This is a genomic window from Paenibacillus nasutitermitis (assembly GCF_014641075.1).
In the GTDB taxonomy this organism is placed as follows: domain Bacteria; phylum Bacillota; class Bacilli; order Paenibacillales; family Paenibacillaceae; genus Paenibacillus_Z; species Paenibacillus_Z nasutitermitis.
This window is the reverse complement of the sequence record NZ_BMHP01000017.1, coordinates 32077-57592: the sequence shown is the minus strand read 5'-3', so window position 1 is coordinate 57592 and position 25516 is coordinate 32077. Positions and strand designations below refer to the sequence as shown.

At 50.9% G+C, this 25516-nt stretch carries 23 protein-coding genes and 1 pseudogene; 18 read left to right on the top strand and 6 right to left on the bottom strand.

The annotated features are described in order from the left end of the window. The 4 genes from IEY46_RS36665 to IEY46_RS35330 form a co-directional block, all read left to right on the top strand. On the top strand, positions 1-217 hold a 217-nt coding region (locus tag IEY46_RS36665), incomplete at its 5' end, for a transposase (RefSeq protein WP_505814320.1). A 26-nt stretch (positions 218-243) separates the two neighbouring features. Next, positions 244-387 carry a helix-turn-helix domain-containing protein gene (locus IEY46_RS35340; protein WP_189000838.1) on the top strand — a complete coding sequence of 48 codons (144 nt, stop codon included), beginning with the start codon at positions 244-246 and terminating at the stop codon, positions 385-387. Positions 388-529: 142 nt separating this feature from the next. Beyond that, positions 530-1774: an MFS transporter gene (locus IEY46_RS35335; RefSeq protein WP_189000835.1), complete on the top strand. Its 1245-nt coding sequence runs from the start codon at positions 530-532 to the stop codon at positions 1772-1774. A gap of 352 nt (positions 1775-2126) precedes the next feature. Next, a complete protein-coding gene (locus IEY46_RS35330; protein WP_189000833.1) occupies positions 2127-2972 on the top strand; it encodes an alpha/beta hydrolase family protein in 846 nt (281 codons plus the stop codon). Positions 2973-3097: 125 nt separating this feature from the next. Here the strand turns inward: IEY46_RS35330 and pepT are convergent, their stop codons facing one another. After that, positions 3098-4333 carry a peptidase T gene (gene pepT / locus IEY46_RS35325; protein ID WP_189000862.1) on the bottom strand — a complete coding sequence of 412 codons (1236 nt, stop codon included), beginning with the start codon at positions 4331-4333 and terminating at the stop codon, positions 3098-3100. A 238-nt stretch (positions 4334-4571) separates the two neighbouring features. Here pepT and IEY46_RS35320 point away from each other — a divergent pair, with 238 nt between their 5' ends. The 11 genes from IEY46_RS35320 to IEY46_RS35270 all read left to right on the top strand — a co-directional run bounded on the left by IEY46_RS35320 (position 4572) and on the right by IEY46_RS35270 (position 19239). Further along, a complete protein-coding gene (locus IEY46_RS35320; protein WP_189000831.1) occupies positions 4572-5648 on the top strand; it encodes a LacI family DNA-binding transcriptional regulator in 1077 nt (358 codons plus the stop codon). Between the two features lie 34 nt (positions 5649-5682). Next, positions 5683-7188, top strand: a complete 1506-nt coding sequence (locus IEY46_RS35315; RefSeq protein ID WP_189000829.1) for a response regulator — start codon at positions 5683-5685, stop codon at positions 7186-7188. A gap of 351 nt (positions 7189-7539) precedes the next feature. Further along, on the top strand, positions 7540-8418 hold the full coding sequence (locus tag IEY46_RS35310) for a carbohydrate ABC transporter permease (protein ID WP_189000827.1): 879 nt from the start codon (positions 7540-7542) through the stop codon (positions 8416-8418). Between the two features lie 3 nt (positions 8419-8421). After that, on the top strand, positions 8422-9258 hold the full coding sequence (locus IEY46_RS35305; RefSeq protein ID WP_189000825.1) for a carbohydrate ABC transporter permease: 837 nt from the start codon (positions 8422-8424) through the stop codon (positions 9256-9258). 73 nt (positions 9259-9331) lie between these two features. Then, on the top strand, positions 9332-10288 hold the full coding sequence (locus IEY46_RS35300; protein WP_229750757.1) for a glycoside hydrolase family 113: 957 nt from the start codon (positions 9332-9334) through the stop codon (positions 10286-10288). Then, on the top strand, positions 10288-11490 hold the full coding sequence (locus IEY46_RS35295) for an AGE family epimerase/isomerase (RefSeq protein ID WP_189000823.1): 1203 nt from the start codon (positions 10288-10290) through the stop codon (positions 11488-11490). Before IEY46_RS35300 ends, IEY46_RS35295 begins: the two co-directional genes overlap by 1 nt. 154 nt (positions 11491-11644) lie before the next feature. Next, positions 11645-12952, top strand: coding sequence for an ABC transporter substrate-binding protein (locus tag IEY46_RS35290; protein WP_189000821.1), 1308 nt, complete (start codon positions 11645-11647; stop codon positions 12950-12952). Positions 12953-13201: 249 nt separating this feature from the next. Beyond that, a complete protein-coding gene (locus tag IEY46_RS35285) occupies positions 13202-15340 on the top strand; it encodes a helix-turn-helix domain-containing protein (protein WP_189000818.1) in 2139 nt (712 codons plus the stop codon). 402 nt (positions 15341-15742) lie between these two features. After that, entirely contained in the window at positions 15743-16690 is a 948-nt protein-coding gene (locus tag IEY46_RS35280; RefSeq protein ID WP_373288955.1) for an ABC transporter permease, read from the top strand. An 18-nt stretch (positions 16691-16708) separates the two neighbouring features. Then, a complete protein-coding gene (locus IEY46_RS35275; RefSeq protein WP_189000815.1) occupies positions 16709-17605 on the top strand; it encodes a carbohydrate ABC transporter permease in 897 nt (298 codons plus the stop codon). Between the two features lie 23 nt (positions 17606-17628). After that, a complete protein-coding gene (locus IEY46_RS35270) occupies positions 17629-19239 on the top strand; it encodes an extracellular solute-binding protein (RefSeq protein WP_189000812.1) in 1611 nt (536 codons plus the stop codon). Positions 19240-19410: 171 nt separating this feature from the next. On the opposite strand, the gene IEY46_RS36845 is transcribed toward IEY46_RS35270, so the two are convergent. The 5 genes and pseudogenes from IEY46_RS36845 to IEY46_RS35250 form a co-directional block, all read right to left on the bottom strand. Continuing rightward, positions 19411-19545 (bottom strand): hypothetical protein, encoded by a 135-nt coding sequence (locus IEY46_RS36845; RefSeq protein ID WP_268239562.1) that lies wholly within the window; start codon positions 19543-19545, stop codon positions 19411-19413. Positions 19546-19642: 97 nt separating this feature from the next. Further along, entirely contained in the window at positions 19643-20272 is a 630-nt protein-coding gene (locus IEY46_RS35265; protein ID WP_189000809.1) for an SRPBCC domain-containing protein, read from the bottom strand. Between the two features lie 133 nt (positions 20273-20405). After that, a pseudogene (locus IEY46_RS35260) lies at positions 20406-20603 on the bottom strand (helix-turn-helix transcriptional regulator); the annotation flags it as partial. 114 nt (positions 20604-20717) lie between these two features. Continuing rightward, positions 20718-20930 carry a type II toxin-antitoxin system antitoxin gene (locus IEY46_RS35255; RefSeq protein WP_189000804.1) on the bottom strand — a complete coding sequence of 71 codons (213 nt, stop codon included), beginning with the start codon at positions 20928-20930 and terminating at the stop codon, positions 20718-20720. Positions 20931-20945: 15 nt separating this feature from the next. Further along, positions 20946-21827 (bottom strand): SPFH domain-containing protein, encoded by an 882-nt coding sequence (locus IEY46_RS35250; protein ID WP_189000801.1) that lies wholly within the window; start codon positions 21825-21827, stop codon positions 20946-20948. Between the two features lie 185 nt (positions 21828-22012). Between IEY46_RS35250 and IEY46_RS35245 the strand changes: the two genes are divergently transcribed. The 3 genes from IEY46_RS35245 to alr all read left to right on the top strand — a co-directional run bounded on the left by IEY46_RS35245 (position 22013) and on the right by alr (position 25440). Continuing rightward, positions 22013-22645: a hypothetical protein gene (locus tag IEY46_RS35245; RefSeq protein WP_189000798.1), complete on the top strand. Its 633-nt coding sequence runs from the start codon at positions 22013-22015 to the stop codon at positions 22643-22645. A gap of 213 nt (positions 22646-22858) precedes the next feature. Beyond that, positions 22859-24112 carry a DUF4367 domain-containing protein gene (locus tag IEY46_RS35240; RefSeq protein WP_189000795.1) on the top strand — a complete coding sequence of 418 codons (1254 nt, stop codon included), beginning with the start codon at positions 22859-22861 and terminating at the stop codon, positions 24110-24112. Positions 24113-24255: 143 nt separating this feature from the next. Further along, the gene (gene alr / locus IEY46_RS35235) at positions 24256-25440 is read left to right on the top strand and encodes an alanine racemase (RefSeq protein ID WP_189000853.1); all 1185 of its coding nucleotides are present in this window, start codon (positions 24256-24258) and stop codon (positions 25438-25440) included. Positions 25441-25516: the final 76 nt, after the last annotated feature.

Genomic DNA, 25516 nt, shown 5'->3' with positions numbered 1-25516 from the left:
TTTAGCGAAATGGCAACGTCGATATCATTTATACGGTAATGAAGGATTAGAGATCCGCATTCATAATCGTAGTTATTCTGAAGAGCTTAAACATCAAGCGGTTAAGGATTATCTGGGTGGGGGATTGTCGCAGTACCAAATTATCGAGAAGTATAAGATCGCCAGCCGAACCCAACTTACCGTTGGATTAAGAAGTATAATGGTCATAGCAGCTTAAAAGCTTATACAGGGGGAACGCCAGCTATGACCAAGGAACGCTCGACAACATGGCAGGAGAGGATCGACATTGTCCTGTACTGCCTTGCAAATGGACAAGACTACACGAAGGCAGCAAAGCAATTTCAGGTTTCTTATCAGCATGTTTACGGATGGGTAAGGAAATTTTAAAACTATCTACTTGACGGGGTGCAGTTCATGAAGGGATGGCCTTAAAACTTGTCGTTACAGACAGCGCGGAGAACCGTATCATAAATGAGGCGAATTACTTACATAAGGATTGATACAGCTCTTGCAGAGTGGGGGTTGAAAGATGAAACTAACCGATTATAAGGGTTTTATACGTTTTTGGATTGCCTCAACTACATCGGACTTTGGCACTTATATTACCACGCTCGCTCTCCAGGTTCTGGTAGTGATAAACATGCAGGGCAGCTCAGTCGATGTGGGGTGGATTAATGCGTCTAGGTGGTTGCCGTACGTGCTGCTTGGGTTGGTTGCGGGTGTACTTCTTGATCGTGTTAGTCGTCGGCCCGTTTTGGTAATAACCGATATTGGCCGGGGTATGCTGCTAGTAATCATTTTCTTGATGGCATCTTTCCATATAATCAATATAGGTTGGTTAATTATCATCATGACGCTTTTTGGTTCTATGTCGTTATTCAATGATGCAGCATATCAGTCCTTTGTACCTCAATTAGTACCGAGAAGATTGTTGACGCGGGCGAATGCACGATTGGAGCAAAGCGCAGCCGTCGCCCAAACTGGCGGTCCAGCTGTCGCTGGTGCATTTGTCTCTTTAATAGGTGCTCCGTTCGCGATCTTGATCGATGCAGTGTCTTATGTGTTTTCGGGATTAATAATGGCTACTATTAAGTATCAGCCCTTACGGGAAAAAGCATTGGAAGAAAGCTGGAGTGAACAGATCAAGGAAGGTTTGCGCTGGGTGTACCGGCATCGCTACCTTGGTCCTTTGGCTTTCAATACACATGTCTGGTTTCTATTCAACAGCATGATAGGCGCTGTGCTCGTGAATTTCGCCCTCACCGAGCTAGGTTTCAAGGTATCGACCCTGGGTCTGGTGCTGACATCAGCCGGTATTGGTGCTGTACTTGGAACTTCGTTTTCTACCCGTGCTGGCCGGCGCTTTGGAATCGGACGCAGCATGGCCTACTCGCGAATTCTATATTGCCCAGCGTGCATATTGATGGTTCTAGCACCATCACCTCATCAAGGTGTTTTTCTAAGCAGCACATTACTCATAGTTGTTCTAGGGCAATTCCTTTACGGTTTTGCTTTAGGAGTTGAAGGCCCGCTTGAAATGGGATATCGACAATCCATTACACCAGCGAGATTGCAAGGCCGTATGAATGCTACCATGAGGTCAATCAATCGAAGCATGATTGTCATTGGAGCACCTTTGGGTGGGATAATCGCCGATGTGTATGGATTCCGCACGGCGTTGTGGGTTGCCATTGTTGGATTGGCTCTTGTTGGGATTTGGTTCAGCCTCTCACCGATGCGTGACGCTCAAATTGACGAACATGCCTCTTCATGATTAGTGGTTAAGGTAAAGGATTACAAGAGCTCAATGAAGCATCCGCGGGATCGAGCAGCAGCCTCAATCCGAAAGGGCAGGTTACGCTAATGGATCTAACAGGAAATCGACCTCTTCTTATTGAATAAAGAAAGTGAGAGGACATTTGTATGGAGCTAACTCACACTCGCTTGCTTGTGGATTGCTTTAAGGAATGTTTTATTTTTACCGGAATGTAATTTTCACAGATCTACAGGAAATATAATCGAGTTATATGATGGTATCTCAATGGAGTACGGTGTTGAGATTAACGAAGTCTATAGCGTTTTCCCATCCAACAAGTTGAATAACCCGGGCAAGGAGCTGATAATCATTGAGTGAGCTGACCACACAATCATTTACCCTGTCACTGGGGGAGGATTTATTTGTACACGGAGAGGTTAGAGTGATAGTGGACGGGCGGAAGAAGCCGGTAGTGGTTGTCGCCCATGGTTTTAAGGGATTCAAGGACTGGGGGTTCTTCCCTTATCTTTGCGGGCAATTGGCGGATAGAGGGTTCGCGGCGGTATCCTTCAACTTCTCCTGCAACGGGGTGGGTGAAACGGATTTCGACGAGCTGGACAAATATCCGCTCAATACCTACTCCAGGGAACAGAACGATCTGAAAGCACTGCTTGACGAGCTGGTGAGCGGAAGGCTGCCATTGTCGCAAGCTTGCGATTTGTCGCGGATCAGTCTGCTTGGACATAGCAGGGGCGGGGGGAACAGCATTATTTATGCGGCTGAGGATAAGCGCATCGGCGCGGTTGTGACCTGGAACGGCATCGCTCAAGCGGATTTATTCGATGGGGCGTTCCGTGCGGAGGTGTTGGAACAGGGGATTGGCTACGTGACCAATGCCCGGACCAGGCAGCAGATGCCGGTTAGTGCCGGTTTTTTTCATGACCTGGATACGAACCGGGAGCGGTTTGATATTCCTGCGGTATTAGCTGAGCTGACCATTCCGGTGCTGATTTTGCAGGGGGAACAGGATGCGGCTCGTTTGCTTACAGGCTTCAGGAAGCTGCAGCAAGCCGCTCCCCAGCATCATTACGCCACCGTTGAAGGAGGCAACCACACCTTCGGAGCGGTGCATCCCTTTGCGGGCACAACCGATGAGCTGGAGCAGGCTATCGCTGTAACGGATCATTTTCTCCAGCAGCATTTAGCGCCCGGATAAGCTTCAACGCATCCCAAACAAGAACAACGTCAAAAAGCCGTGAACCTTCAACGCAAGTTGGGATTCACGGCTTTTTTCTACTCCTTGTAGGTCATTGCATAAATTTTGGCTGTGCCGGTGCAGTGTTATTCCGCCTGCTGCTCGAACAAGCTGACAATCGAGGTGATGACCTGTACGGCTTTCACCATATTGTCCACTGAAATATATTCGTATTTGCTGTGGTAATTTTCGCCGCCTGTAAAAATATTCGGTGTCGGCAGTCCCATATAGGACAGCTGGGAGCCGTCCGTACCGCCGCGGATCGGTTTAATAATAGGTTCGATCTCAAGATCCAGCATCGCCTGCCGGGCGATTTCAACGATTTGGAAGACGGGTTCGATTTTTGTTCTCATATTGTAATACTGGTCCTTCAAAGTCAGGCTGATGCTCCCTTCGCCATATTGCTTGCGGAGCTCATTTACGATTCCGGTCAGATTTTCTTTCCGTGCTTCAAAGGCAGCGGAATCGAAATCGCGGATAATGTAATGGAGCTGGGTCAGCTCGGTATTGCCATTAATGGAAAGCAGGTGATAGAACCCTTCATAACCTTCCGTATACTCTGGAGCTTCCTGCTGCGGCAGCCTGCTTTGGAGCTCCATGGCGATTTTGGCGGAATTCACCATTTTGCCTTTTGCCGTTCCGGGATGAACATTCGTCCCTTTGCAAATAATGGTAGCTGCGGCCGCATTGAAGCTCTCGTACTCCAGCTCGCCCAGGGGACCTCCATCCACCGTGTAGGCATAACGGGCATCAAATGCGGCAACATCGAAGCGGTGCGGGCCGCGGCCGATTTCTTCATCAGGTGTAAATGCGACCCGCACACGCCCATGCCTGATTTCCGGATGTTGGATCAGGTAAGCCATGGCCGTCATGATTTCGGCTATGCCCGCCTTATTGTCTGCGCCCAGCAGCGTCGTTCCATCGGTCGTAATCAACGTATGTCCCTGATATTGGCTGATTTCGGGAAAATCCCGGGTGGTGAGAATAACTGGGACTACTTCATTCAGAACAATATCCCGGCCATCGTAAGAATCAATCACCCGTGGTTTGACGTTCGTGCCGGTAAAATCCGTCGCCGTGTCCAGATGCGCCAGAAATCCGATGGTCGGTACCTCTTTATCCGTGTTTGACGGGAGAGTGGCCATAACGTATCCATTGTCGTCGATAGTCACTTCGCTCATGCCGATGGCTTGCAGTTCTTGCACAAGCTGATTAGCCAGCGTGAGCTGGCCTGGCGTGGAAGGGCAATTTTCATTGGCGTCATTGGATTGGGTGTCGATTACGGCATAAGAAATGAAACGTTCAATGATTTCGTTTTTCACTTTTTTCTCAAATCCTTTCATTATCTATGGCGTTATGGCGTTGTTCGGGTTTAGCTTTTCCGTTGCTTCCATTATATACTGCCAGTGCTGGTTTTGAAAAATTCATCGATGCTTTTCCTGCCCCCGCGCACCGGGGAGGAAAAGGCTGCCTGCATACCGCTGACCGTTAGCTAACAAATTAAACTGTGTTATCATTGTTGTTAGTTTCTATATTATGTCTAATGGGGTTGAGAGCTGGATGACCAAAAAAATCACCATGCAGGATATAGCTGATCATGTGGGAGTTTCCAAATTTGCCGTTTCCAAGGCATTGTCGGGAAAGAGCGGGATCAAGCCGGAGACGAGGGACCGGATCGTCCAGGCGGCAGCGCAGCTTGGCTACCGTTTCCAGTCCAAGGATGAACCCGCTGTGGAAGAGCTGCCCAGAGCAGCCGGATTTGGCGAGACGGACCATCGGCAGGTGATTGTACTCGTGCCGAATGTACGCTATCAGACCCGGCACTCGTATTATTGGGGCCGCATTATTGAAGGTGTCCAGCTGGAGCTGGAGGAGCGCGGTATCGGCATGATACTGGTTACAGAGCATATAACGAACCAGTTCGCGAATATGATCAATCCCCGAGGCGTGAGGGGGATCATTGGGATCGGAGTCGTGTCCTATCAGATCCTGCTGGAAATCCGCAACCTGGGTATTCCGTTTGTGCTGATCGATCATGAGGACCCGCTTATTCCCTCGGATGTGCTGTCGATGAATAACTTTGAATGGATGCGCAGGATAACGCATTATCTGGTCGGAATGGGCCATCGCAATCTGCAGTTTGTCGGAAATGTCCGCTATTCGCGAAGCTTCTATGACCGCTGGTTCGGCTATCGCGCGATGACAGAAGAACATGGATTGCCGGTCAACCAGCATGAGATGCTGCTGACGATCAGAGGGGATAACCGCTCGGAGATGACTGAAGCGCTGGAGACTATTCTGAAGGAGCTGCTCCGTGAATCCAACATGCCGACTGCTTTCGCTTGCGCCAATGACTCGATTGCTATGTGCGTGATGACGATCCTTGCCCGGATGAATATCCGGGTGCCTGAAGATGTTTCCGTAACCGGCTTTGACGATATCAAGGACGCTGCGGTATCCAGCCCTACGCTGACAACGGTACATGTTCATAAACGGGGATTGGGAGCACGGGCCGTGGAGGCGCTCCTGCGGCGCCTTGCGCATCCGGATAGTCCGAAGGAGAAGGTACTGCTGACAGGGGAACTGGTCGTGCGCCAATCCACGGGACCTGCTGCAGCCAAAGCAGAACGATCTTGAAGCCTGTGATCTTTAACCCTAAGGAGGGGAAGGAATGATACGAATCGCAGTCATCGATGACGAAGAGCTAATCCGGCTGGGGCTGGCGAAAATTATCGGACGGATTGATCCGGCCTATCAGGTCGTAGGCGTCTGGAGCAGCGGACGGGAAGCGCTCGGTCATCTGGAGGAGACTGAGGTGGACTTGATACTGACGGACATCCGGATGCCGCAGATGGATGGCCTGGAGATGATCGCAGAGCTCAGGCGGCGGGGCAGCACAGCACGGGTTGCCATTCTCAGCGGATATAGCGACTTCAGCTATGCCCGCGAGGCGCTCCGTCATAATGTGGAGGATTATTTGCTGAAGCCGGTGAATCAGGATGAATTAATGAGGCTGCTGGCCCGTGTAGCTGAGAAAGTGGAAGAGGAGCAGTCCCGTCAACCTTTCGACTCGGAATCGCTGATTGAGCTGATTCTAGGCGCCAATAAGGAGCGGATCGCCAAGACGGTCTGGCAGGGAGCCTGCGACCAGCTTGACGAACTTCACCTGTTCCGCAATCTGTATACGGTTATCCTGCTGCACAGCGAACCGGAATGCGGGGAGCAGCGGATCGGAACCATTGTAGCCGCTTGGAAAAGAGAGCATCGCATTCTAATCCGGGAGGGGAAGCTTGCGGCGGTTATCCTGGCTATCCGCCCCGGCGATCATGCCGATACACCCAGAGAGCTTGCCATGACCATGCTGGGGAAGCTTCCGATCGCATCACGTGTGCGGATCGGCACAAGCGGCATATATACGGGCGGGAGCCAGCTGCATAAGGCCTACCGGGAAGCATCGGATGCATGCCAGTATGCCTGGTATGAGGCAGACTCCCATCCGGTCGCGGCCTATTCGCCAGGATTTGCCCACCATCCGGATGAAAAAAACCTGAAGCGCCTACTTCGAAACGAGCTGATCCCGGCACTTGCCGGCGGCGATCAGGAAGGCGCCGAGGCCGCTTTGCAGCTGTGGCTGAAAGAGGCGCAGCTGCTGCGTTTGCGATGGGAGGTGCTGGAATCGGCAGCCGAAGAGCTGATCCTTAAAATTGATACGGTTTCGGAGGAGGATCAGTCTGGCCCGTTTCACGAAGGACCGGAACCGAAGCCGGACCAATATGCCGATTTCCAGGCGTATGCCGCCGGACTGTCCCTCGTCATGGAGCAGCGGCTTCAGCACGCAAAGGAAGCCCGTCATGCGAGCAGAGCGGTGGAACGCATTAAATTGTACCTGCATGAACAATATAAAGAGGAATTGGATTTGCATAAGCTAGCTGAGCATGTCCATCTGACCCCGAGCTATCTGAGCAAGCTTTTCAAAGGCGAGACAGGCGAGACGATAACTGATTTCGCCATCTCTGTGCGGATCCATCACGCCAAGCGCCTGCTGCGGGAGGCGTATGGGCTCAAGACGTATGAAGTTGGGGAGCAGGTTGGTTATCCGGACCCCGCTTACTTTACCAAGGTATTTAAGCGGATGACCGGCAAAACGCCGAAGGAGTTTCGTGATTCTGTTAGGTGAGCGTTAGCATAATACAGGACAACAAAAAGAAACAGGGTCCATTATCCACTCCTTTCCCGGACGCTATAATAATGCTATTAGAGGATGTTCAAAAAGTCCCCTTTTGATGACGAAGCCAATCAGGAAGTAACTCACACAAGAATCTTGGATTCAGCCGGGACTAAGGGCATGCTTCCGAGGCAGGTTTTCTTATGAAAACCCTCAGGTGCTCACGTAAGTTTAGCCTACGCTGCGCTCCTCATTCCCTCGCTTCTTCCAACCTTCTCGATCCTGAAAAGCAGACTTTTTGAACACGAACTTAAGGCTGAAACCGGTATTTTTATCAGCATTGCAGAAAGGGAGGGAGGCCTCTTGCAACGATTTAGCTATAAAACGCAGCGAATGTTCATCCTTTTCGGGTTTTTGACCATTCCCGTGCTGCTGTCGCTGACCTTTTCCTATTATCCGGCGTTGTCGCTGATCTATTACAGCTTCACGGATTGGACGGGTCTGGGATGGAATATGAATTGGGTCGGACTCGCCAACTACAAGGAGATCTTCACCAAGCCCGATGTGTTTATGTCGCTGAAGAACAATGCCTATTATTTCGTTGGAGGCTTGATCCAGACAGTTCTATCCTTATGGTTCGCCGTTATTCTAACAAGCCGGCTCAAGGGACGAAATATCTTCCGCTCGGCATTGTTTCTCCCGTATGTGCTTCACAGTGTTGCGACGGTTATCATGTTCAAGAATGTGTACCATCTTGACTATGGCTCGCTTAATGCGCTGCTGCGCGGAATCGGGCTGGAATCCTGGCAGCAGAAATGGCTTGGCAATCCGGTTCTGGTCAATTTCTCGCTCGCCTTCATCTCGATGTGGAAGTACATGGGACTGAACATGGTTATCTTCATTGGCGCGCTTCAATCCATACCGGGCGATGTATACGAGGCGGCTTCCATTGACGGTGCAACGGCCTGGCAGAAATTCCGTTTCATCACGATGCCAAGCATCAAGAGCGTTCTGTCTCTCATGCTCATCCTGACGCTTACCGGAGCACTCGAGGCGTTTGATATCCCGTATGTCATGCTGCTTGGGGCGAATGGTACTTCAACCTTTGTCATCAAAACAGTCGATACCGCATTTAAATACCAGAACTTCGGTCTGGCATCCGCGATGGCGGTTGTGCTGCTCGCCATTGTGCTGATCTTCATCGTCATTCAGCGCAAAGTTCTGTTCCGGGAGGAGAAATAAGCGATGGATAATGAGAAGCAATCAGCGCTGTTTACCACCCTGAAGTACGTCACAATTGCCATTGCGCTGTTCGTCGTCTTCTTCCCGATCTATTCGGTGGTGGTCGGCGCGTTCAAGACGCAAATGGAATATTATCAGTCGCCGGTCCTTTCGCTGCCTGAGAATTTCTTTAACTTCGATAATTTCAAAAAGGTCTATGAAGTGGGAGACCTAGGGCTTGGTTTCCGCAATACGTTGATCATTCTGGTCAGTGCGGTGGCCGGCAACGTCCTGATCGGTACGATGGTGGCTTTTGCGCTGGGACGGTTTGATTTCGCCATGAAAAAGCCGATTATGGGCATGTATCTGGTTGCCCAGGTTATTCCGATGGTTACCACACAAGTCGCCACGTTCTCGGTCATTCAGAATTTGGGTCTCTACAACACGATGGGAGCTCCAATTCTGATTTATCTCGGTGCGGATGTGCTGCAAATCGTCATCTATCTGCAGTTTGTCAACAGCATCCCCAAGGATCTCGACGAAAGCGCCATGATGGAAGGGGCATCACTGTTCAAGATATACCGATCGATTATTTTCCCGCTGCTGCAGCCGGCAACGGCGACGCTGGTCATCTTGAAGACCATTTCCATCTATAATGATTTTTACACGCCTTATCTGTATATGCCGAGCCAAAAGCTGAAGGTTGTATCCACCGCGATTTATTCCTTCGTAGGGCCCAACGCTGCTCAGATAAACGTCATCTCGGCAGGTATACTGATTATATTTATTCCGACAGTGCTCCTGTTCCTGTTCTTGCAGCGGTTTATATTCGCAGGGGTCACGAACGGAGCGGTCAAATAAGAATGGCGGCGAAAGCCGCCTTTCTCCATTTAAAGACATATTTCTGCAAGACAGGGAAGGGGTTAACCATACGATGAAGATGGAGCAGTTCAACAAGGAAAAGATAAATGGAATGACCTGGGGCTGGACAGGCGTACGCGGCACATGGGAAGGTCCGGATGCGGAATTCTCCATGGAGGCTATGACCAAGCTAAATGTCAATTGGGTGGCGTTGGGGCTTGGCGCAGAGCAGGCTACTGCCCAGTCCACAAGTATTCCCTATCAGGACGAACCGACCGTTACCGATGCCGAAGTGAGGGGCGCAATCCGGCGGGCCAAGGGTTTGGGCTTGAAGGTTTGTCTGAAGCCCGTTGTCAATTGTGCCGACGGCACCTGGCGCGCCCATATCAATTTCTTCGATCATGAAGTCCCGGGCGAGCCCAGCTGGGCGCAGTGGTTTGCCTCTTATGAGGAATTTATGCTGCATTACGCGGTTATCGCCGAAGAGGAAGGCTGCGAGATGCTGTGCATCGGCTGCGAGATGGTGCAGACGGACAAACGCGATAAAGAATGGCGGGCGCTTATTGTCAAGGTCCGTACCGTATACAGCGGGCTGATAACCTATAACTGCGATAAGTATCAGGAGGGCTATGTCACCTGGTGGGATGCGGTGGACATCATATCCTCGAGCGGCTATTATCCGATCGATGAATGGGAGCAGCAGCTTGACCGCGTCGAATCCAGTATAGCCGGCTACAACAAGCCGTTCTTCTTTATGGAGGCGGGCTGTCCGAGCCGCGAAGGCTCGCCGCAGCGTCCCAATGACTGGTCGCTTCCGGGTGCCCCTTCAGGAGAAGAGCAGGAGCGTTATTATAAGGCCATGTTCGAAGCCTGCTCCCGCCGTTCCTGGATGCAGGGATTTATGCTATGGGATTGGCCGGCCAGGCTGTATGCGCCACAGGACGCAGGCAGCAATGACGATTATTGCATGTACGCCAAGCCGGCGGAGTCAGTAGTCCACGATTATTACGGCAGAGGAGGCGAGGTATAATGCTGACCTTATCGCAGTGGAGCGAAGAACTGGAGCGTGAGGTCAGGGACAATATCCTCGGTTTCTGGAAACGCCGTGCAGTGGATGAGGAGCGGGGCGGATTTATCGGGAGGATGGAAAGCAGCGGGAGGATCGATCCTGATGCCGACAAAGGACTTGTTCTGAATGCGCGGATTCTCTGGACCTTCGCTTCCGCTTACCGGATTTACGGGGAAGATGAGGATTTGAGGATGGCCCAGCGGGCCCTTCGCGTGCTGGAGACGACTTTTCTGGACCAAGAGCATGGGGGCTTCTATTGGATGACAACCGCGCATGGCGAACCCGCCCAGGACAAGAAACAAGTCTACGGACAAGCCTTCGTCATTTATGCGCTGGCTGAATATGTGTGGGCTACCGGGGACCGTGAACCGCTGAAGCTGGCTGAGCAGATTTACCGGCTCCTGGAGAAGCATGCCTACGATCCGGTTGAGCGGGGTTATGTGGAAGCACTCGCCCGAGACTGGAGCGCAACGGACGATATGAGCTTGAGCGGCACGGATTTGAACGAACGCAAATCGATGAACACGCATCTGCATATCCTTGAGGCCTATACGAATTTATTCCGGGTGTGGAAGCCGGATGGGCTGCGGGGCAAGCTGCAGGAGCTGATCGAGGTTCATCTGGAGCGTATTATCGATCCCGCTAACCATCATTTCTTGCTGTTCTTTAACGATGAATGGGAATCGCAGTCCGCCGATATTTCCTACGGACACGATATTGAAGGCAGTTGGCTGCTATGTGAAGCGGCCGAGGTGCTGGGCAATCCGGAGCTTGCGGAGCGGGTAAAGGCTGAGGCGCTGGCCATGGCCAAAGCGGCGCTGGAAGAAGGCGTGGATCAAGATGGCGGTATGTTCAATGAATTGCATGAAAATGGACATTTGGATGATACTAAGGATTGGTGGCCGCAGGCCGAGGCGATGGTTGGCTTCCTTAACGCATACCAGATCTCCGGCGATGCAGTCTATATGGAAGCAGCCAAAAGCAGCTGGGCGTTCATCGCATCCAGGATGAGCGACCGGGAGGGCGGAGAGTGGCATTGGCGCGTATCGCGTGAAGGCGTGCCGGTTTCCGGACACTCCAAGATCGATGCATGGAAATGTCCCTATCATAACAGCAGAGCATGTTTCGAAGTGCTTGAGCGGTTAAAGAAGCTAACAGAATAGTCCGTGTTAGCATAACTGATGACAACAAAAACAAACGCAGTTCATATTTTTTGGCTCCAACACTCGTTAAAATAGTACATGTAAGCGATAACAGACTGCTTTTTCACAAACAGCTGAAGAAAGCAGAAATCAATTAAAAGGGGTAAAGTGAATCATGAAAAAAATGGCGCTTGTTCTCATCGCTGCTATGTTGACCATTACCATGCTTGCTGGCTGCGGCAGTAACAACAATGCAAACAACGGGGCCAACACTGGCACGAACACGCCTGGCGAGACAGCCGGAAATACAGGCGGGGAAAAGCTTAGCGGCACGCTCAAGGTTCTTACACACCGTACCGATTTCATCAGTGACGGCACGATGGACAAATACGTCAAGAAATTCCAGGAGACATACCCGGATGCCAAGGTCGAATTTGAAGGCCTGACCAACTATGCTACGGATATCCTAACGCGTATGACAACCGGGGAGACTGGTGATGTGCTGATGATCCCGCCTAGCATCGCTTCGTCCGAATACAGCAAATATTTCGAACCGCTTCCTGATACCATGTTTGAAAATGTTTATTTCCCGGATCAAGCGGCTTTTGAAGGCAAACGCTACGGAATTTCCAGCGGTGTGAATACATCGGGTCTGGTATACAACAAAGCCGCTTTCAAAAAAGCTGGCATCGATAAAGCGCCAACTACGCTTGATGAGCTGTATGCGGACGCGCAAAAACTTAAAGATGCCGGAATTATTCCCCTTTACATGAATTATGGCGCGCAATGGCCTATGGGCAGCTGGGGAGACGGCTCGGCTTTCTATGTAGCCGGACAACCGGATCTCACAAGCAAAATGGCAGCCGATAACGCGCCGTTCCAGCTGGATAATGCTTGGGGTACATTGCTGACCATCGCCCGTACTTTCGTGGAAAAGGGCTGGGTTGAAAACGATCTGAATACGAATAACTGGGAAATGTCCAAAGGGGAACTCGCTGCAGGCAAAGCCGGCATGTATTTCCTGGGCAACTGGGTCATTCCACAGCTGGTAACAGCTGGCGCTTCTTCGGATGATATCGGATTCGTTCCGCTTCCTTACGACAACAGCGGCAAATATAACGCTCCGCTGGGCTCCGATTATTTGGTGGCTGTCAGCAAGAACAGCAAAAACAAAGAGCTGGCAACCGCATGGGTCGACTTCTTCGTTAAAGAATCCGGTTATGTAGCCGATTCCGGCTTTATGCCGATCGACAAATCGCAAAAAGCCGAAACGCCTCAATTGTCCGAGTTCCAGGCTGCCAACCCGACATTTATCGAGGGGCTGCCGAATGATCCGAAGTTCAGTGAAATCGCCAATAAAGCTCAAATTGGCATTGGATCAGGCAACTATATTCAAGACCTGGTTACAGCCAAAGACCTTAAAGCCGGTTTTGACACGCTGAACAAAAAATGGGCGGAAGCCAAAAAAGCGCTTGGCTACTAAGCTGCAATAACTTTGTTTGAACCAAACCAGGCTGTTCCAAAAACCGCGCAAGCGGCAGAGGGGCAGCCTGGTTTTTTGTGCTGCTATCCGTTACGCATTCACAGTGGGAATCCGCTCGATGGTACATTTCTACAAATGCAAGAAGGAGATTGTAAGGAGCAAACCGAAAGAGTATCCTTCCCAGGTTTCAAGTGTGTGCTCGCATACACCGGAATGAAAGCGTTATATATTGGATTGAGGATGGATGCTGTGTTCAGGTCATTTATTAAGTCCAAAGTGTTTCAACGCTACGTCTACTCGTATCTTATTATTTTCTTCGTCCCGTTTATCGTCATGATCCTGTTTATTTATCATCAGACCGAACAGAGATGGAATGTTGAGATCGAGCAGGCCAATAAGAATAAATTGCTGCAAGCCAGTGAGCAGACCTATAGCCGGATCAAGGAAATGAACCAGATCGCGGCCCGGATAACCTATGATTCGGATCTAACGCCCTATATGGTCAGTCATCCGTACAGCAGCCGGGATGCGATCGAGAAATTGGGGATTTACAAGTCTTCTACGGCTATTATCGATGAAATTCTGCTCTTCTACCGGGACTCGCAAAATATGTATTCGGATCGGGGCTACTACTCTGTCGATACCATGCTGAAGCGGGTATTGGGGGCGGACGACGCACAGAAGGAGCGTTTTCTCAACCTGATCAAGGGGCTCAAGACCACCACGGTTTTGCCTGCGGACTATTTCGGAGCGGCAGGCAACAAGAGGCCGGGTACCATGCTGTTCCTTTGCCCCATTCCGCCGCATGACACAAATAAACACGGAACTGTGATTTTTTTTGTCAAAAACGATGTGTTTCAGAACATGATCCAGGGGACACTTGGCGATTTTGAAGGCAATGTTTATATTACCAATGCCAATAACGATATGATTTTATCCCGGAGCAAGGACGGGGAACTCGAATTCAAAGACCTGGACTCCGTGGATCTGTCCGTCACCGGTGTGTCTCAAGCAACTGTCCGCCATACGAAATATTCAGTGGTTACGGTGCATTCGGACGAAATCGGCTGGACATTCGTAACTGCCATGCCAACCGCTCAATTCTTCAAAAAAGCGTTCCATTTTCCGATTCTGCTGCTGATCATCGCGGTATGGCTCATCCTCACGGGATTGATTCTTGCGCTGTTTTTTGCCATACGCCAATATCGGCCGGTCAACCGAATGCAGGAGAGGATGTCGGTACAGAAGCCGTATGTGCGTGATCAAAGTTTATTGAAGCTTCTGGGCGGAAGCTGGGAAGACCCGGACAATATTCGCGAGGTTTGCGCGATGTCTGGCATTGTATTTCCATACCCTTATTTTTATGTGATCTATGTCTCCGGTGATGTGATGCTCTCGCAGGAAACGAAGGTGAGGAGCGCGCTGCTGAAGAAGCTGGAAGGCTGGGACTTGGAGGAAGCGGTTGGCTTTGGCGTGGAGCTTATTCATGACCATGCGGTTGCTGTTCTGATTAATTGCCTTGCGGATGATGCGGAGTCCGTAGAGAATACGGTCCGCTCCCTCAGGCAGCAGAAGACCGATTCGGACCGCGGTTTAACGATGGGGGTCGGGGGCATATATGATGATATCACGAGAGTTCACAATTCGTACATCGAGGCCTCGGCGGCAACCGATTACAAGCTTGCCAGCAGCAGCGGAGCCGATGCCGTCGTTTATTTCAAGCCGGCTGGAGACCGGGTGGGTACAAGCGGCTGGTATCAAAGCGATCTTCACCTCAAGCTCACGCAAAGTCTGAGGAAGGGAAATAAACAGGCGGCGGCGGAAACGCTTGGAACGATGATGCAAGACCTCAAGACGCTGCGTGTACCGATTGATATGCTTCGCTGTTATTGCTTCGATATCATCAACATCGTCTTCCGGGCGGCGGCAAGCATGGACTATGCGAATGCAGAATGGGAAGAAAAGATCGTCAACTTTACGTCCATTGTAGATTTAGAGGCACAGTTGTACAGGTGGAGCGATACAATCTGCCGGCAAGCGGTACAGAATAAGGAGATGGAAACGCTGCAGCTCAGCGAGCAGATCGTCCTCTATATCCAGGAGCATTTCCGGGAGGGTGATTGCAGTCTGGAGGGGACGGCAGCGCACTTCAAATTATCCGATTCTTATCTCAGCCGGTTCATCAAAGAGAAGACCGACATCACGTTTATGCAGTATTTGTGGGAGCTGCGGCTCGATGCGGTCAAGAAGGAGCTTGAGCTTACCGACAAGCCGATCAGAACCATCGTTCAGGAGGTTGGTTATATCGATACGCCGAATTTCATCCGTAAATTCAAGAAGGCTGTGGGATTGACCCCAGGCGAATACCGCAAGCAAAGAGCAACCTGATCATGAAATGAAAATGGGAGGGCATTTTCCAAAGCGGAAAATGCTCTTTTATTTAAAATAAAGGGAACGTATATAGATTTCAATTATCCTTTCTCTATCATTCGAATAGAAGAAACTTGCATCGCCGCAAACGACGGTATGAGCTGTTTCTTCTTGCCGCTACAGGCGTTGTCATTTGGCATGGATGGCGTTTATAAGGTCAAAAATAACACATCGCTTAAACGGCAAACCCCATACAGCCGCCGGGTTTCCGGCTATTCGCATTGTCATCAGCAAGAATGACATATTTACGCCGATATTCAAATGCACCTACAATGAAAGCGTATCCAAACACCGGTGTTTAAGGGTTTGCACATCATCACAATGGGGGAGGAGATCCATTTGTCCAATGCGGAGGAAGCCTTGGATCAAGCCGGCCGGGGTTCTATCAGGCCAACGCCGTCAGCGGCCGGCACGATTCTAAGAAACTTGGGAAAAACCTGGCAGTTGTATGTACTGCTTCTTCCCGCGCTGCTTTATTTTTTTATTCTGCATTATATTCCGCTTTACGGTGTACAGATTGCATTCAAGGACTACATAGCCACGAAGGGAATCTGGGGGAGCCCGTGGATCGGTCTGGATCACTTTGAGCGATTCTTCAGCTCCTATTATTTCAAGGACCTTATTCGAAACACGCTTGTTCTCAATGTGTATGGCTTGCTGTTATTCCCCTTGCCGATTATTCTTGCGCTTTCCTTCAATGAAGTGAAGAACGCATCGTTCAAGAAATGGGCGCAAACCATTACCTATGCCCCCCATTTCATTTCGACCGTTGTCATGGCAGGGATGATTATCGCTTTTCTTGATCCTGAGACGGGCTTGATCAACAGCATCATCAAAGTTTTTGGAGGCAATCCGACCCCTTTCCTGATCATGCCGCAATGGTTTAAGCACATCTTTGTATGGTCGGGGCAATGGCAGGGCCTTGGATGGGGGGCGATCATTTATCTGGCAGCGCTGGCGGGAGTAAATCCCGATCAGCATGATGCGGCATCCGTCGATGGAGCATCGCGGCTCCGCCGTATCTGGCATATTAACATTCCCGCAATTATGCCGACGGTGATCATTTTGTTTATTTTGACGATGGGCAGCTTCATGTCAATCGGCTTCGAGAAAGTATTGCTGCTTCAGAACCCGTTGAATATGTCGTCATCCGACGTCATTCAGACCTTTGTGTACCGCAGCGGTCTGCTGCAGTCGCAGTACAGCTTCTCGGCCGCAGTCGGGCTGTTCGACTCGCTTATTAATGTCACCCTGCTGGTCCTGGCCAATCAGATTGCCAGAAGATCAACAGATAACAGCTTATGGTAAAGGAGGGGAACCAACATCATGAATCGGAGTCTATCCTCTGACCGGCTATTTGATTGGATCAACAACGGACTGCTGCTGATTGTCATCGGAATTATACTGTTTCCCCTCCTGTTCGTCGTGTCCGCATCCATTAGCGATCCCCTTCTTGTGAACAGCGGGCAGGTGTGGATATGGCCCCGGGGCATCACCTTTGAAGGCTACCAGCGCATCCTGCATAACAACGAAATATGGGTGGGGTATTTCAATAGTATCGTATACACGGTTCTTGGGACCCTGCTGCATCTGATCGTGCTGCTGCCATGCGCTTATGCGCTGTCGAGAAAAGAATTGATGGGTAAAAAGCTGATCATGTGGTATTTTCTTTTGACCATGATGATTAGTGGCGGACTGATTCCGACTTACCTGCTGGTGAAGCAGCTGGGCATGCTGAATTCGGTATGGGCCATGATTATTCCCGGTGTGGTGGGAGCATGGGACATCCTGGTGGCGAAAACCTTCTTCCAGCAAAATGTGCCTGATCCGCTCGTGGAGGCGGCCAAGGTGGACGGGGCTTCCCATTTCTACACGTTTTGGCGGGTCGCGCTGCCGCTTTCCTTGCCTATCATTGCGGTCATGTCGCTTTTTCACGGGGTAGGCTTATGGAATCAGTATTTCAATGCGCTGATTTATTTGAATGATGACAGCATGTACCCGCTGCAAATGGTGCTGCGTAAAATTCTCGTCGCCCAGGAGATGAGCTCCGAGAATGTATCGAGCAGCGCCATTCAGGGGGAAGCCCTGGCTGCGCAGGCCCGTATCGCATCAATCCTGAAATATGGCGTCATTATCGTGTCCACGCTTCCGCTGCTTGTCGCCTATCCATTTCTGCAGCGATTCTTTCTGAAGGGCGCTCTGGTCGGTTCCATTAAAGAATAAATAGTCAAAGGGGATTGGAAGCAATGAAAAAATGGCTCACCTATGGTCTGACATGTACAATTGCCGGGTCGATGCTGCTCGGCGGATGCTCGAATGGCGGGAACAATAAGCCCGAGACAGGGCAGGGCAATCAGGAACCACGCAGCAATTTCAATCAAACGGGATTTCCTATTGTGAAAGAACCAATCAAGGTATCGATGATGGGTGCCCGGCACGCGCTGGTCGGCGAATGGAAGAGCCTGGCCTTCTTCAAAGAAATGGAAGAGATGACCAACTTGCAGTTTGATTTCAACACGCCTCCGGCGGCAAATTATGCCGAGAAGAAGAACCTGGCTTTTGCCAGCGGGGAGCTTCCCGATGTCTTCTTCGGCGGCCAGTTAACCCCGGATGATGAAATTACGTACGGCAAGCAAGGCGTTCTTATCCCGCTTGAAGGTCTGGTTGAGAAATATGCGCCAAATATACAGAAAATGTTTGACGAGTATCCCGAAATTAAAAAATCGGTTACCGCGCCGGACGGACATATATACGCGCTGCCCTCCATTAACATGGCACCGATCGCCAAGCTGCCGGCTACCTGGATCAACGGGAACTGGCTCAAAAAACTGGGAATAACGGAGCTTCCCCATACGACAGACGAGCTATACGAACTGCTGACTGCCTTTAAAGAGCAGGATCCGAACGGCAACGGCAAGCAGGACGAAATCCCGCTTACGTCCATTAATCTTGGCGATATCCGCAGCGTCCTTCTGCCTGCCTTCGGCATTGTGGGGAGAGCGCATCTTGTCAAGGATGGCAAAGTCATTTATGGGGCCATTCAGCCAGAATACAAAGAGTATGTGACGTTTATGAACAAGCTGTGGAAAGAGAAGCTGCTGGATCCGGGTACATTCTCTCAAACCATGGAGCAGAAATCCGCCAAGGGCAACGCTGGACAGATCGGGATGTTCACGGATTCACTCCCTTACCTTACATTAGGCGGAGATGCAGAGAGTTCCATCATTCATCCGGTACTCCCGGCCTTGTCCAGTTCCGCCGACCGGAAGCCGATGATTACCCAAGGGTCCGGCATGGCGAGGGGTACGTTTGCCATCACGAACAAAAGCAAAGATCCGGAAGCATTGATCCGTTGGGTCGATTACTTGTACAGTCCCGAAGGTGAAATATTAGTCCACTATGGGAAGGAAGGCGACCTGTGGGAATGGGCCGATGCGGAGAAGAAGCTGCGCAAATACAGGAATCCGCCCGAAGGCATGAACCTTGAGGAGTATCGCGGCGGCAGCATTACACCGGCTGTCGGCGTAGCGGTGCCGATGTTCACTCCTGATGAAGTAGAAGCCAACTGGAAAGATACGATGCATCAATACCGGATCAAAGAGGTGGACGAGAAGCTGGCCCCGTATGGCGAGCCTGTGTTTCCCGAAATCTATTTGCTGCCGGAAGAACGGCAGCAGATTCAGGGTATTGAAACGGATCTGAATACGTATATGGAGAGTATGGAAGCCAAGTTGGTAACCGGTGAAGCTCCGCTGGAGAAATGGGATGCTTTTCTGAAAACGATTGAGGATATGCGCGTAGACAAGCTGCTCGAAGTGTATCAGGCAGCCTACGACCGCTGGTCCGGATCGAACTGACAGGGTTAAGAATGAGCATAGAGAAAAGAAACGGCTGCCTGTATAGGGCGGACGTTTCTTTTCTTTAGGGGGATAGAAGAGACGAGTTATCCGCGTGTCTCCAAGGTCTTTAGCTGAACGTCTGGATAAACGAGTGTAAGTCACTCTCGTAAGAAAAGCGGCGCTTTTGAATCAGCAGCCTTTTTCCTTTTCTGATTTCATTGGCTTGTTTCCTACATCCTCTGTCAGCTTCTCGCCGAACTGATCAAGCCGTCCGGGAGAAGAAGCGGGTCCATCGTTCTTTGGCTTATTATTTCTTCCAGTCATGACGTTCACCTCCATTAGTAACATGAACGCCCGCCCCCGTTTTCATACGCTGATTTGCGTGAATTCGCCGGCATTATATTGAGTCCAACATGACAGATCATGGATGCGAATGCAAGTCACGCTCCTTTGTATTGTCCTGTATCAGGATATCCAATGTTTTCTCCCAGTGCAGCCGCATCATTTCTCTCATATACAGGTCCTCCAGCTTCTCCTGATGGAAGCTGACGGTTGTTTTTCCCTTGGAGGAGGACAACAAATAAATCTGCAGCGTCGAAGGGGTGTCCCAGTCTTTTCTCTGCCAGCTCATTCGCAGTTTCTCATATGGCTTGACCACGCCAAGCTTGCCGGTTGTCCCGTCATTGGACTTGAATTCGCTTCCGACGGCAAGCGGCAGCGAGGAAATATCGCCAATCCACAGCTTCAGGCCGGCAGGTGAAAGCAAATAGGACCAAATTTGTTCCCTGGGAATGGCCACGGTTTTCCGGACCCCGATATTAAATCCGACCGCTGCCGTTTGCCCGACGGGCTTGCGTCCCAGCTTCTGCCCGTACATTGCCGCAATAAGAGGCGCCCATTTGTCGCTCGCGGCATGAACCTCTTGCAAATAAGCGGTCAACCCGTCATGGGAATATGAGGTGGCATGATCCTCATCCAGCGTCTGAATCCATTCCTCCCATTCCATGCCAGTTTCTGCTTTAATATCTGTTTTGAATAGGTTACTTGCCATACAGCCCGCCTCCTGACGTGTTTATAGTTGTATTATAAAACAGAAACACTGACAATGACGGTCAGAGTTTCTCCAAGTGACTCCAAATAATCTGATGTTGCTATCCGCAGGGTTCAAGCCTCATCCGGAGAGCGAAATGTTCGGCTATATGGTAACCGCCGGAGCGACCTGTGTCCGATAGAATGGGAACGCCGCTGACGCAGAGGGCATCGATATAGCGGTAGACGCTGCGGACATGAATTTCCAATTCGTCGGCAATCGCAGCCGCAGTCACTTTCCTGCGGGTTTTGAGCAGCCATAGAATGGACAGCATATGATCGGCGTTGGACACGCTGCAACCCGCCTTTTTCGAATCTGAATGGTAAAAGAGCGCGGCCGAAGCTTCCGGCTGCACTCTTCTGATCAATAACCCGGATGAATTAACCCATGACTTTGAGGAAATCAATCATGCATCCTTCGTTTCATTCGTATCCTGTTCTTCCTCAGGCGTTTGTGGCGGAGCGATCCGCTTCAGACGCCCTGCTTTGCGCAGGGCATCGCGCAGCAGAAACTCAATATGCGCGTTCACGCTGCGAAACTCATCTGCAGCCCACTTCTCAAGAGCCTGGTGCAGCTCGACATCGAGACGGAGCGGGAACGCCTTGCGTTCTTTAGCCATAGGGTTGATCCAGCTCTAGGAGTAAAGCGTGCCTGCATTGATGACCGGTGTCATGCCGCGTTCGGACACAATGGCCACCATCAGGTTGTTAATCATGGCCGCACGACGCTCGTCATCGAGTACGATGCCGCGAAGCTCCAACTGCTGAAGGGCTGATTCCACCATCCCTACAGCGCCGTCTACAATTTTATGTCTTGCAGATACGATAGCCGCTGCCTGCTGGCGCTGCAGCATCGCATTGGCGATTTCCGGGGCATAAGCCAAATGGGAAAGACGGGTCTCAAGTACCTGGACACCGGCGACCATCAGCCGGGTTTGCAGCTCTGCCATCAGCTGCGAAGATACTTCGTCGGCATTGCCGCGAAGGGAGAAGGAACCGTCATCTTCATAGGAATCGTACGGATATTGGGCGGCAATATGCCGAACTGCAGTTTCGCTTTGAATTTCGACGAATTTCTCGTAATTGTCCACATCAAAAGAAGCTTTGGCCGTGTCCGTGACTTTGAAAACAATAACAGCAGCAATTTCGACAGGGTTGCCTGAAGCGTCATTTACCTTTAGCTTCTGGCTGTTAAAGTTGCGAACCTTCAGGGATACGCGGCTTTTGCCGGTGAACGGAATGACAATCCAAAGTCCGCTGTCCACAACAGTTCCCTTGTATTTGCCGAAGAAAGTAATGATTTTGGCTTGATTAGGCTGCACGACCGTAAGTGAAGTCATGATCACAAATCCAAGCATCATCGCCACAATGCCAAGAATGATGGATAATGCACCGGAATCCCCGGAATTCTCCTGTGTTCCGCCGACAATGAACAGAACAATGGCTCCGCCAACCAAAATAAGCGACAAGAGCAGAGCCAGAAAACCGTTTGCGTGCCAGGCTTTACGTTCCTGCATGTGAACCCCTCCAAATTTAATATCATAGTGATATAATAATGATATCACTTATTACAAATAATTCAAGTCGATAAGGGGGTGAACGCTCAAATATTTGAGCTAAGTCTGTATGGTGGGGTATACTAACAGCAACAAATTATGAAATGTACCTTGATTAACTACAGATGAGATTGGAGAAGGTGCTGATGTCCGGATCAACCAACAACGGCCTGGCAAGCGCAAAATCTCAGTCCCACCGGGAAATGAAGCTGGTTACGAGAGAGCAGGTTATCGATACGGGGCTAAACGCCTTGCAGGAGATCGGTATCAGTCACATTTGCAAAGTGTGCATCTTTCATGGCGGATCCTGCTGCAGCGGCTGCCGCAATCTCTCTGATCAGGTCGGTTGCCAGCTGCGGAATACGAGCTGTACGGCGTGGTTGTGCGGGTTCCTGAAATATATGCTGTACAAAACAGGCCTGCTGGAGGAATGGAATGATTTCTGGGACCAGGTTCCAGGACAGGATTACCGCGAGGATTTTACGCCGGAAATGTTCTTTATGAAGAAGGGCTTGGATATCCCGGATATGCAGGAGCTAAGCGCAGCGCTGGCGGAGGATCTGGACCTGCTTGCACAGAAGCAGGGCAATCCTGACTTTATACTATCCCTTAGAGACAAGCTGGATAAAAATATCGATCAGTTCTATTATTATACCAGTGAGCCGATCCACAAAAACATCAAGAGGAATATCGATCGTCTGGCGGATCCCTTTCACCGCTTTCATCAAGCGTTAAGCAGTTATCAGCCGGAGAGAAGCAAGTATCAGGCCAGCCGGTAAATTCATAACCTGATTGATGAGCCGGCCGCGTGCCGGCTCATTTGCTTGTCATGCTTGTCAAACTAGTCCGCATAATTGTCCAAGTCCCCTCATAGATATGTACAAGTCAAGCGTAAACGGCCTTGTCCCGTACGAGCCATGGAGAGAACCTCTCCTGTTGGTCACGTACAGCTCCGGATACGTTTAAAAAACTTGTGATGAGGGGTTGATCTCATGCGTCGTCGAATCAGTTTCATCGCAGCCATCTTGCTGTGCGCCACGGCGGTGCTCGCCGGTTGCGGGACTAAGGACGCGAATTCGGTTGTCAAGGATTTGGACCAGACAGTGAACAAAATGGAAAGTTATCACGGTTCGGGCACGATGACGTTGCATACCGGCCAGCAGCCGCTGGAGTACCAGGTTGATGTTTCCTACCAGAAGCCCCAGTACTACAGAATCGAGCTAACCAATGCGAAAAAGGATATTTCCCAGATCGTGCTGCGTAACGACGAAGGCGTGTTTGTTCTGACGCCCCGTCTGAACAAGGTATTCCGTTTTCAGAGCGACTGGCCGGCCAATCAAGGCCAGGTTTACTTGTACCAGACGCTGGTATCCAGTATTTTGCTCGACAATTCCCGGCAATTTACCGTTGACAAGGACAACTACGTATTTGATGTGATGGCCAATTATCAGAACGGTTCGCTGGCGCGGCAGAAGATTTGGCTCAATAAAGCGGATTACGCCCCGAGCAAAGTGGAAGTGAGCGACACCAATGCTTCCGTGATGGTAGAGGTCAAATTCAACACATTTGAGTTTGGCTCCAAGCTCGACAAGAGCGTCTTCGATACCCAGCGCAATATGGAGAGCAGCACGGGCAATCAACCGACGATGGCTCATCCCGAAGAAGACGGCTCGAATACGGACATCGAGAATGATGCCGCGCTTACGCCTGACGGCGTCGTGGAACAGAACTCCGGCGACAAGCAGCCGAAGGACACGCAAGATGACAGCGCCCATACCAAGCCGGACGATGAAGCTGACGGTGCGAAGGCGGAGGATGATGGAGCAAGCGGCGGCCCGTCTTCACCTGATGAGAAAGCGGATGATACGTTGGCGCCAGCTGAAAATGCCGGTACACAGGCCGGCGGTCAAACCTTTACCGCCATGGAGCCTTCTTACCTGCCGGAAGGCGTCTCGGAGAAGGATCAGCAAGAGATTGTCTTTGGCGGCAATCCGGGCTTTATGATCCGCTACACGGGCGATTATGATTATACGCTGATTGAAACACAGCCCCATGATCAGTCTGTTTCCTTGATGAAGGGGGAAATGGTGGATCTGGGCTTCACCCTCGGACAAATGAGCGGCGACGAGCAGAAGACGCTGACCTGGACCTACAATGGAATTGAATTCCGGATCACCAGCGCTACGCTGCCGGATATTGAGATGGTGAAGGTGGCCCAGTCCGTTCAAGGCGAAATGAGTAAATAAAGGAATGGTCCGTTTCATTGACAGCCTTAAGCCCAAACGTTTAACATAGGGCTAGGGTATAAATAAGCAAACGCCCGTGTGTAAGGGGTCTCTCCTTACAGCGGGCGTTTGCAGTGTTTAGAATGAGAAGAAGGTGGAAGGTTTTGGACGCGTATTACCGCCCTACCAGGGCTGAAATATCGCTGGATGCGCTGGCGCATAATCTGCATGCCTTTCGCAAGGCGATACCGGAAGGAATGCGGATGATGGCATCCGTCAAAGCAAATGCATACGGGCATGGAGCCGTAGAGGTTGCCAGAGAAGCGGAAGCCTGCGGCATCGATTATCTGGGGGTCGCTTTTCTGGATGAAGCGATAGAGCTTAGAAAGGGCGGTATTCAAACCCCCATTCTCGTTCTTGGCTATGTGCCGCCGGAAGGGCTTGCAGTAGCAAGAGATTGCAATATTGCTGTTGCCCTGTTCCGCGAGGATATCCTGGAGGCGGCATCAAGGCTGTCCGACAACGGCAAACGGCTGACGGTCCATGTGAAAGTGGATACCGGGATGGGGCGGCTGGGTCTGCTTCCGGGAGCTGAGGCGCTTTCTTTCGTTAAGCGGGCGGCGGTTGAACCGCGTTTGTTCGTTGAGGGGATGTTCACCCATTATGCCCGCGCGGATGAAGCGGATAAATCCTACACGCAGCTTCAGTATGAACGATTCACCGCTTTTGTGCGCGAGGTTAAACATGCCGGCCTGGATATTCCCTTGGTTCATGCGGCCAACAGTGCCGCTGGGATTGATACGCCTGAGCTTGGCTGCGGGATGCTGCGGCTTGGAATCAGCATGTACGGCATGTATCCGTCCCTCGAAGTGAACCGCAGCCGCATCCGGCTTAAGCCGGTCTTATCGCTGAAGACACAGATTGCGATGGTGAAAGCCGTGCCGGAAGGCTGGGGAATCAGCTATGGTTCCCGTTACGTGACCGTAGCGGATGGAGAACGGATCGGCACGCTTCCGATCGGATATGCCGACGGCTTCAGCCGGATGATGAGCGGCAAAGCTATAGCGCTTGTGCGCGGCAGGCGGGTCCCGGTTTTGGGGACGATTTGCATGGATCAGTGCATGATTGCTTTGAACGGGGTGGATTCGGCAGACCAGCAGCCGGTTGTGGCGGGAGAAGAGGTCGTGCTTATCGGCACTCAGGACGGCGAGACGATAACGGCTGACGAAGTAGCAGCGATTTTGGGAACAATCAATTATGAGGTTACGTGCATGATTGCTTCACGGGTTCCGCGTATTTATATACGCGGCGACAGGCAGGCAGCGGTAGAAAATCCGCTGCTCGACTAGCGCATAAATATTTCCTTTCAAAAAATGTGCCGGATTAAGAGGATATTGACGATTTGCCTCGAATTAGTGTAGAACA

Coding starts and splice junctions, on each gene's coding strand:
- IEY46_RS35245 (WP_189000798.1), top strand. CDS start 22,013: ATGTCCGGATCAACCAACAACGGCCTGGCAAGCGCAAAATCTCAGTCC.
- IEY46_RS35305 (WP_189000825.1), top strand. CDS start 8,422: ATGGATAATGAGAAGCAATCAGCGCTGTTTACCACCCTGAAGTACGTC.
- IEY46_RS35275 (WP_189000815.1), top strand. CDS start 16,709: ATGAATCGGAGTCTATCCTCTGACCGGCTATTTGATTGGATCAACAAC.
- IEY46_RS35265 (WP_189000809.1), bottom strand. CDS start 20,272: ATGGCAAGTAACCTATTCAAAACAGATATTAAAGCAGAAACTGGCATG.
- IEY46_RS35320 (WP_189000831.1), top strand. CDS start 4,572: ATGACCAAAAAAATCACCATGCAGGATATAGCTGATCATGTGGGAGTT.
- IEY46_RS35315 (WP_189000829.1), top strand. CDS start 5,683: ATGATACGAATCGCAGTCATCGATGACGAAGAGCTAATCCGGCTGGGG.
- IEY46_RS35250 (WP_189000801.1), bottom strand. CDS start 21,827: ATGCAGGAACGTAAAGCCTGGCACGCAAACGGTTTTCTGGCTCTGCTC.
- IEY46_RS35255 (WP_189000804.1), bottom strand. CDS start 20,930: ATGGCTAAAGAACGCAAGGCGTTCCCGCTCCGTCTCGATGTCGAGCTG.
- IEY46_RS35290 (WP_189000821.1), top strand. CDS start 11,645: ATGAAAAAAATGGCGCTTGTTCTCATCGCTGCTATGTTGACCATTACC.
- IEY46_RS35340 (WP_189000838.1), top strand. CDS start 244: ATGACCAAGGAACGCTCGACAACATGGCAGGAGAGGATCGACATTGTC.
- IEY46_RS35295 (WP_189000823.1), top strand. CDS start 10,288: ATGCTGACCTTATCGCAGTGGAGCGAAGAACTGGAGCGTGAGGTCAGG.
- IEY46_RS36845 (WP_268239562.1), bottom strand. CDS start 19,545: ATGACTGGAAGAAATAATAAGCCAAAGAACGATGGACCCGCTTCTTCT.
- IEY46_RS35270 (WP_189000812.1), top strand. CDS start 17,629: ATGAAAAAATGGCTCACCTATGGTCTGACATGTACAATTGCCGGGTCG.
- IEY46_RS35335 (WP_189000835.1), top strand. CDS start 530: ATGAAACTAACCGATTATAAGGGTTTTATACGTTTTTGGATTGCCTCA.
- IEY46_RS35240 (WP_189000795.1), top strand. CDS start 22,859: ATGCGTCGTCGAATCAGTTTCATCGCAGCCATCTTGCTGTGCGCCACG.
- IEY46_RS35300 (WP_229750757.1), top strand. CDS start 9,332: ATGAAGATGGAGCAGTTCAACAAGGAAAAGATAAATGGAATGACCTGG.